Below are 5,138 nucleotides of genomic sequence, written 5' to 3'. Positions count from 1 at the left end.
TTAAGTACCACCAGGTGTGACCACTGAGTGATGAAGCGACGAAACTTCCTGGCTGCCGCGGGAGCAGCGACGACAGCAGTGGCGGGTTGTCTCTCGCTTGGCGACACCACGGATGCAGGCAACGACGCGCTAGTGGTCGGGACGTACAGCGCCTTTATCGACTCGCCGTCCTCGTCGCCGGGGGCGTGGCTGAAATCCGAGTTCGAAAGCGAGTTCGACACCAACCTGGTCTGGCAGACGCCGAGCAACGAACTGAACCACTACGTCCAGCGCAAACAAGCCGGGGTCGATATCGAGGCCGACGTGTATCTCGGGTTGAACACCGACGATCTCGTGCGCGTCGACCGAGAGCTCGACGACTCGCTGTTCACGGAGGCCGGTGACATCGACGGCCAATCGGATGTGAAATCCGAACTACAGTTCGACCCGCAGGATCGTGCCGTGCCCTTCGACACGGGGTATATCAGCCTCGTTTACGACGGCACCGCGATGACCGCACCGGAGACGTTCGACGGGCTCCTCACCGACGACGTAGCGGGCGACCTCATCACACAGAACCCCGGGGGGTCGGCGACGGGGAAGTCCTTCCTATTGCACACCATCAAGCAGTACGGCTCGGACGGCTACCTGGACTACTGGAGCGAATTACAGGCAAACGGCGTCCAGGTGCTGGGGTCGTGGTCGGACGCGTACGGAGCCTGGAGCAACGGCGAGGCGCCGATGGTCGTTTCCTACTCCACCGACCAGGTGTTCGCCGACCAGTCCGGCGAGAGCCTCGACGAACATCAGGTCCGGTTCCTGAACGACCAGGGGTACGCCAACCCCGAGGGGATGGCCGTCTTCGAGGGGAGCAATCAGTCCGAGATCGCCCGCGAGTTCATGTCGTTCGTCCTGCGACCCGAGGTGCAGGGGGAAATCGCGGTCCAGAACGTCCAGTTCCCGGCGACGGAGACGGCGGACGTGCCGAGCGACTACGCAGAACTGGCAAAGGAACCGCCCGAACCAGTTACCTTCACGTACGAGGAACTCCAGGGTCAGGTCAGTGGCTGGGTCGAAGACTGGGAGCGACAGTTCGCGGGCAATTGAGCCCATGACCGACGGCGACCAAGCGGACGGGCGAACACGACAGCGGCTCCGGGCGGCCGTCGAACGGCGGTCGCTCCCGGCACTCGCTGTCCTATCGGTCGCCGTGCTGGTCGTCGTGTTCTACTATCCAGTGGCGACGGTCCTCGTCGACGCCGTCCTCGTGGAGGGGCGGATGACACTGCGTGCCTTCAGGGGTATTCTCACCGACCCGTTCTACTTCGGAGAGCTGGCGCGACTGTTCGCGGGCGACTCACCGCTTGCAGTTATCGACGCCCTACTCTCGGGAGACCGACGGCTCGGTGTCGTCGGTTTTACTGCCTACCAGGCCACGCTGTCGACAGTCGCGAGCGTCCTCCTCGGGGTGCCACTGGCTTACCTGCTCGCGCGCTACGAGTTCCCCGGGCGGGAGACGGTGCGGTCACTGACGATTCTGCCCTTTGTTCTCCCGTCAATCATGGTCGCGGTAGGCTTTTATGCTACCTTCGGCGCGAACGGGACGCTCAACGCCACACTCGCGCTGGTCGGACTCGGCCCTGTCGACCTTCTGCCGTCGCTTTCGGCCATCGTTGTGGCCCACGCGTTCTACAATGCGCCGCTGGTCGCCCGGATCACAACGGCAGCGTGGGAGTCCGTCGACGCCGGGGCCGTCGAAACGGCCAGGAGTCTCGGCGCCGGCCCTTTCCGGGCGTTCCGTGACGTGGTATGGCCACAGATCGCACCGTCGATCCTCATGGGTGGTGCCCTTACTTTCGTGTTCACCTTTGGCACCTTTCCGATCGTGCTGGCGCTGGGCGGATTCGAACTGGCGACCGTCGAGGTGTTCGTCTACCGACTCATCGGCGACCTAAACTACGCCGAGGGCGCGGCGCTTGCTCTGGTGGAACTCGCGATTTCGCTTGGGGTGCTCTACGGGTATCTCCGGTACGAGGCCGCGAATACGATCGAATCTGGTGGTGCTCGCCCACAGGGGCGCAAGCCGCTGTGGCCGCCGTCGTATTCGGCCCGGGAACTGCTCCCGCGTGTCGGGTTGGCCGCCTACGCCGTTGTCGCGTTCGTGCTCTTTATCGCCCCCATCGCAAGCATGGTGTACGCCAGCATCTCGGGCCCGAACGGGCTCACGCTGGAGCACTACCAGTTTCTCGTCGAGCGTCAGATGGCCGGCGCGTCGTTCCAGGTCCGGCCGGGGACGGCAGTCAGAAACTCCCTGGTGTTCGGTGGGGCGGCGCTGGCCGTTGCGCTCCCGATGGGTGTCGTCATCTCGGTTCTGACCACCCGGAGATACCGGGGACGGAAGCTGGTCGATACCGTAGCGATGGCCCCCCTCGCCGTCTCGGGGATCATCGTCGGCCTGGGACTGCTCCGGGGGCTGGTCTTTGGCATCGACATCGGTGGGTGGCGTATCGCCGTCGACGGCGCGCTCGCTATCGTCGCCGCACACGCCGTCGTAGGGTACCCGTTCGTCGTCCGGATCGTGGCACCCGAACTCGAAGCGCTGGACCGACAGTTAGTCGAGTCCGCGCGGGCGCTGGGTGCGCCCAGAGCACGCGCGCTGCTGGATGTGGAACTCCCTCTGGTGTGGCCCGCCGTCATTGCAGGGGCGGCATTTGCCTTCGCTCTCTCGGTCGGGGAGTTCACTGCGACAGCGGTCCTGGCCTCCGGAACCGGTCAGTACACGATGCCGATAGCCATCGAGCGGTTCATCGGCAGACGGCTCGGTCCCGCGACGGCGATGGGCGTCGTGTTGCTCGTCGTGACGAGCGTGAGTTTTGTCCTCGTCGACCGGCTGGGGGGTGACCGCGTTGGCCTCTGACCCGGCGGTGACACTCGACGCGGTGACACGACGTTACGGCGAGACGACGGCCGTGGAAGATCTTTCGCTGTCGGTTGCCGACGGGGAATTTTTCTCACTCGTCGGTCCCTCCGGGTGTGGGAAGACGACGACACTGCGCCTGATTGCGGGCTTCGAGGAACCGACGGGCGGGACTGTCATCTTCAACGGCGAAGACGTGGCTGGCGTTCCACCGGAGGACCGCAACGTTGGGGTTGTCTTCCAGAACTACGCGCTTTTTCCACACATGACCGTCGGCGAGAACGTCGCCTACGGGCTGAACTTCGCCGACCCGCCGGGCGGCGCAAGCGACGACCAGCGGGTCGCGGAGTTGCTTGAACTGGTCGATTTGCCGGGGACGCAGAGCCGCGATCCGAGGAGCCTCTCAGGCGGTCAACGCCAGCGCGTTGCCATGGCACGCGCGCTTGCTCCCGGGCCGGATGTCCTCCTGCTGGACGAGCCGATGAGCGCGCTAGACGCGAAGCTTCGCGAACGGCTCCGGGTGCAGGTCCGCGAAATTCAACAGGAACTCGGTATCACGACGGTCTACGTTACCCACGATCAGGAGGAAGCCCTCGCGGTGTCGGACCGCGTGGCGGTGATAAATGAGGGAACTGCCGAACAGGTTGCCCCGCCGCGGGACATCTATCACCGACCCGCGTCGCGCTTCGTCGCCGAGTTCGTCGGCGATAACAACGTCTTCGACGGAGAAGTGAGGGCGGTGACCGACGATACCGCGATAGTCGGTATCGGCGAGGAGAGGATATCTGTGGGCATCAGCGACCGCGAGGGCCCGGCGGTCTCGGTGGGTGACCGGCTCACGTTTTGCGTGCGGCCGGAGGTGCTGACCGTCCCCGGCAGATCGAACCGAGTCACGGCAACCGTCGAGAGCGCGGAGTTCCTGGGTGAGACGACTCGGGTCCATCTTGACTGGGCGGATCACGACCTCACGGTCCGGACCCGGGACGCCCTGGACGGTGACGTGACGCTGGGGTTCGACCCTGAGGACGTACACGTCGTTGAACGACGCAACTGACTCACAATGGTTGCTAGGAGTCCGTACCGCTGTGCCATTACAAACTCTCCGTCGTAGTAAAAAAACCCACAATAACCACTATCAGCGGTGTATACGCTCCATCTGTGTCGTGTGAGCCGTTGTAGCAGAAATGAGAGTGGCTGTGTCACCGAGCCATACTGACCATTACCAGTCTGTCCCGCTCTGGTGTCGCGTGTCGTTCCGTACCGCGAGATCCCTCGATACGGCTGACTGTGACCGAAAATTACCTCTGGATCCCCGAGAGTTTTATCTCAAATTCTTCAATACTACCGCAATCATCCGTCTTCAATTAAGCTGAGAACCGGGAGACAGCAGTCAGTTATCGGCGTCACTTTCTGAAAGGAATGAGGAGGTGAGTCTGTGCAAGACAAACCCTCCTCACGACGAATTGAGCGTCGACTTACTGCTCTCTTTCCGTCCGAGATGCTGGAAGACCACGCCGAGGACATCGGTGTGGTCGAACGCAACCGTGATCTCCAGGCACCGCCACTCGTCTGGTCACTCGTGTTCGGCTTTACCGCCGGTGAAAGTCGCTCTCTTGCCGATTTCCGTCGCAGTTACAACTCTACCGCCGATAACACGCTTTGTCCCAGCGGGTTCTACCAGCGATTGACGCCGACACTTGCGGAGTATCTGCGCGACCTCGTCGAGGAGTTCACGTTCAAGACGTTCTGTGACTGGATTCGTCACGAACTGGAAGAGGAGTTACGACGCCGGTGGAAGATCAAAGCGAACGAGGTTGGCGTGCCGGCGTCACAGGCAACGGCCGCGGGCTGACCGGGTCAGCCCACGGCCTGTCCGTTTGGCGGTGAGCGACTGCTTTCGGCAGTTTCCGTCGTGGTTCGGTTGATTTCGTCTGTTTGGAGCGATGGATTGGACTGCCTCGACCTACTCCGCGGTAGCAACCGAGACTGACCGTCAAATCATACAGAAAGTGACTGTTTCGTGACGTTCAGGCAGCACTCTCTCGACTCGTTCGGGAAGTAACAATAATCTCACCATAGACAACCTCTGACGGTTCAGTACCGTGGGACAGACTGAAGTCCATGTCCCTGCAAACGGCAGCATGGTCACCAGAGATGCTGGTATGAGCACCGAGGTATTAGTTGTCGGTGGTGGCCCGGGTGGATACGTCGCGGCCATCCGGGCCGCCAAGCTCGGCCACGA

At 62.6% G+C, this 5,138-nt stretch carries 3 protein-coding genes and 2 pseudogenes; all 5 read left to right on the top strand.

The features are described from left to right. Positions 1-30 precede the first annotated feature (30 nt). On the top strand, positions 31-1,086 hold the full coding sequence (locus tag Q0964_RS07485; RefSeq protein WP_299265493.1) for a thiamine ABC transporter substrate-binding protein: 1,056 nt from the start codon (positions 31-33) through the stop codon (positions 1,084-1,086). Positions 1,087-1,090: 4 nt separating this feature from the next. Continuing rightward, entirely contained in the window at positions 1,091-2,896 is a 1,806-nt protein-coding gene (locus Q0964_RS07480; RefSeq protein WP_299265491.1) for an ABC transporter permease, read from the top strand. A 22-nt stretch (positions 2,897-2,918) separates the two neighbouring features. Beyond that, entirely contained in the window at positions 2,919-3,950 is a 1,032-nt protein-coding gene (locus Q0964_RS07475; RefSeq protein ID WP_299265489.1) for an ABC transporter ATP-binding protein, read from the top strand. 444 nt (positions 3,951-4,394) lie between these two features. Next, a pseudogene (locus tag Q0964_RS07470) lies at positions 4,395-4,622 on the top strand (IS4 family transposase); the annotation flags it as partial. Next, a pseudogene (locus tag Q0964_RS07465) lies at positions 4,608-4,748 on the top strand (ISH3 family transposase); the annotation flags it as partial. The pseudogenes Q0964_RS07470 and Q0964_RS07465, both read left to right, overlap by 15 nt. Positions 4,749-5,138: the final 390 nt, after the last annotated feature.

The organism is Halorientalis sp. (assembly GCF_028275115.1).
In the GTDB taxonomy this organism is placed as follows: domain Archaea; phylum Halobacteriota; class Halobacteria; order Halobacteriales; family Haloarculaceae; genus Halorientalis.
This window is presented reverse-complemented; position numbering and strand designations above follow the sequence as displayed.